This window comes from Microbacterium sp. K35, assembly GCF_004794375.1.
In the GTDB taxonomy this organism is placed as follows: domain Bacteria; phylum Actinomycetota; class Actinomycetes; order Actinomycetales; family Microbacteriaceae; genus Microbacterium; species Microbacterium sufflavum.
Genome location: NZ_SSDM01000265.1, coordinates 1 through 3,020, shown reverse-complemented (window position 1 = coordinate 3,020; position 3,020 = coordinate 1). Strand labels below are relative to the sequence as shown.

At 70.0% G+C, this 3,020-nt stretch carries 1 protein-coding gene and 1 pseudogene; both read left to right on the top strand.

Annotated elements, in window-relative coordinates; genetic code table 11:
- The first annotated feature begins 33 nt into the window (after positions 1–33).
- Positions 34–2,049, top strand: a complete 2,016-nt coding sequence (locus DW299_RS10075) for a peptidase C14 (RefSeq protein ID WP_136036503.1) — start codon at positions 34–36, stop codon at positions 2,047–2,049.
- Positions 2,050–2,334: 285 nt separating this feature from the next.
- A pseudogene (locus DW299_RS10070) lies at positions 2,335–3,020 on the top strand (beta galactosidase jelly roll domain-containing protein); the annotation flags it as partial.

The window sequence follows — 3,020 nt, the reverse complement described above, 5'->3', positions numbered from 1 at the left end:
TGAAGCACCTCATCCGCGCAGGCCGCCGGCCCCGTGGCGCCGCAGGATTCGTCGGGCTCGAAGACCGTGGCGAACGCCGGCACGGCTGCGGCGCTCGCGGCTCGCAAGGGCAAGGACGGCGACCTGGTGCGCACGAGCGGCTATGCGGCTCCGGGCGACGGCGGCGCCGGCCTGTACCGCTTCGTGAAGAAGGACGGCCCTGCGGCCAACGGCGGCACGGTGCTCGCGGGGCCGAAGGGCGGCGTCTGGGTGCTGGTGCACCAGGGCACGGTGGACTTCCGGGTGTTCGGGATCATGGACGCCTCCGTCCCGGCCGACGACGCGCTGGACGCGCTGGTGGGCGACGCGAGCGTCCGCCGCATCGAGGCGTACTCCGACCTCAACTTCGTGCGCCGGCACCGGTTCACCCGTTCCCACCTGGCGTTCGACTTCCACCACCACCTCATGACCACGCAGGGCATCGAGAACGCCGGCAAGGACGACCCGTTCGCCGCGGTCATGTTCTTCCGCGGCGAGGTGACCGAGGCGGTGCAGGAGGCGCGGCTCGGCGAGAACGTGCCCGACCTCGCCGACGTCTTCCCGGTCGCCGACTCCTCGTTCTTCGCGGTCGGCGAGTGGTACGCGGCCGAGGTGAACGCGCTCTCGGGCCGCTGGGAGCGCGAACTGCAGCGGCTCGTGCAGGTGACGCAGATCGTGGACGGCACGCACATCCGCGTGAACTACAAGAACGGCTGGCCGCTCGGCAAGGACCGCACCATGACGTGGCGGCACGTGAAGCCCGTGCAGGACATCACGGTGTCGAACCTGAAGTTCCTGGGCGGAGGGACCGACGAGTACACCGGCTCGCACCCGCTGGCGTTCGAGTACGCGGTGCGCTGCGACGTCGACCACATCGACGGCACCGCCACGTTCTGGCCGCTCATCCAGCGTCGCTGGAACACGTACTTCAGCACCGAGAGCTGCACGCTGAAGAACCCGACCTCCGTCACGTGGGGTGGCGCGGGCTACCTGACGCAGCAGATCTACTGCCTGTACGGGTACGTCGCCAACTGCCACACCGCGAACGCGCGGCACCTCAACGACTTCACGGCGAGCGCCTACTGCCTGGTGGAGAACTGCCACGGCGACGGCGACGACCAGGGCCCGTTCGTGACGCACGGGCAGTACGAGCACGACCTGACCTACACGGGCAACTCGGGCCTGATGACGTTCGCGAACTCTGGTGCCGCGTGGGGCTCGGCCGCCAAGCGCATCACGGTGCGCAAGCACGTGTGCTCGTGGTTCGTGGCGCGCGTGCGCATCACCGACCTCACGCTGGAGGACGTGCAGGTGATCGGCAAGCCGTCGCTGTCGGGCTCCGGCATGCTGTGGATCAACGCCGACGGCGCGCAGCTGCGCGGGTGCACGGCGTCGGACACCCTGATCATCACGCAGGCGTCGGACAACTCCGCCCGCCCGACCGTGGTCGCCGACTCGCACATCACGTTCGTCGCTCCGGGCGACCTCACCAACGCGACGGTCACGACCCCGGTCACCTTCGTCGACACCGTGCTCACGAACGTCGGCGGCGTGAAGATCGGCGGGGCGGGCGCCGTGACGTTCCGCGGCTCGACCCTCACCGCCGCGGAGGACTCCGCGCCCCTCGCGTCGTCGTCCGAGCGGCTGAGGTTCGAGGGCGCGACCCTGCGCAACGTGCGGATCGCGGCGGCCAGGGGCGAGCGGCAGACGCTGGAGTTCGCGGGTGCGGACGTCGCGGCGAAGGGCGGCACGGGGATCGGGCGGACGGGCGCGGGCGAGCTGCACGTGACCCTGAGCGACAGCACCTTCCGCGGCGACGGCGGCACGACCCACGTCTCTCTCACCTCGGGCGCGACGCACTACCGCGCGGTCGGGAACCGGTTCGAGGGCGGCAGGCTCGAGCTGGGGGCCGACGCGTTCGGTGCCGAGTCGACGCTGCTGCACACCGGGAACGTCGAGGCCGGGGTGACTCGCACGGCCTTCCCCGACGCGGGCGACCGCGTGGTCGACACCGCGAATCTGCTGGTGTGAGGGTGCGCCGCGGGAGGGCCGTTCGTCGGCTCTCCCGCGGCCGTCGGGACCGTATCGCTCTGGAATATGGGTAACGCGTTACATTCTGTCGCATAGGGTGGACACCGCTATCTGTTCGCAGGATGCATCGAGGGGGAAAGCTCGGCCCGCATCCGAACCAGAGGAACCCGGTGACATCCCGAGAGATCCGGGCGGTCTTCCTGACCCTTCGAAATGATGAGATCACTACGTAATTCGATTCACCCTGTCCGCTCTACCCTGCTCGCCTCTCTCGCCGCCGTCGCGGTGATCGGCTCCGGTGCCATCGCGGCACCCTCCTCGGCCTCCGCCGCAGACACGGCGTCGAACGCCATCGCCTCCGTGATCGAGAGGGGGTCGGAGTGGTCGTACTACCGGTCGACCACGGCGCCCTCGTCCGACTGGCAGACCGGCTCGTCGTCGTGGGACACCGCGAAGGCTCCGTTCGGCGCCGGTTCGCGGGTCGGACGCGTCGCGACGAAGATCCCGTCGTCGACCGACCGCCCGCTGTCGACCTTCTTCACCAAGAGCTTCACGCTCACCTCGGACCTCCCCGAGTGGTCGTGGCTCAACACCTGGGCCGACGACGGCATCGTGGTGTGGATCAACGGCACCGAGGTCGGGCGCAAGAACGCGCCGAAGGGCGACATCACGGCGAAGAGCTACGCCACCGCCGCGCCGTCGACCACCTCCGCCCGCTCGAACCCGGTGTCGTTCTCGATCCCGGTGAACCTTCTCCACGAGGGCGAGAACACCATCGCGGTGCAGGTGCTGGCCAACTACCACGCGACCCCCAATGTGAGCTTCGACGCACACCTCGTGCGGGAAGACACCCCGTCGGGTCAGGCCGTGGCTCCCGCGCCCGCCCCGGCTCCGGCTCCGGCCCCGGCTCCGGAGGGCGGCTCCACGCAGGTCGCGCCGCCGGCGAGCGAGCAGGAGATCGGAAGAGCGTC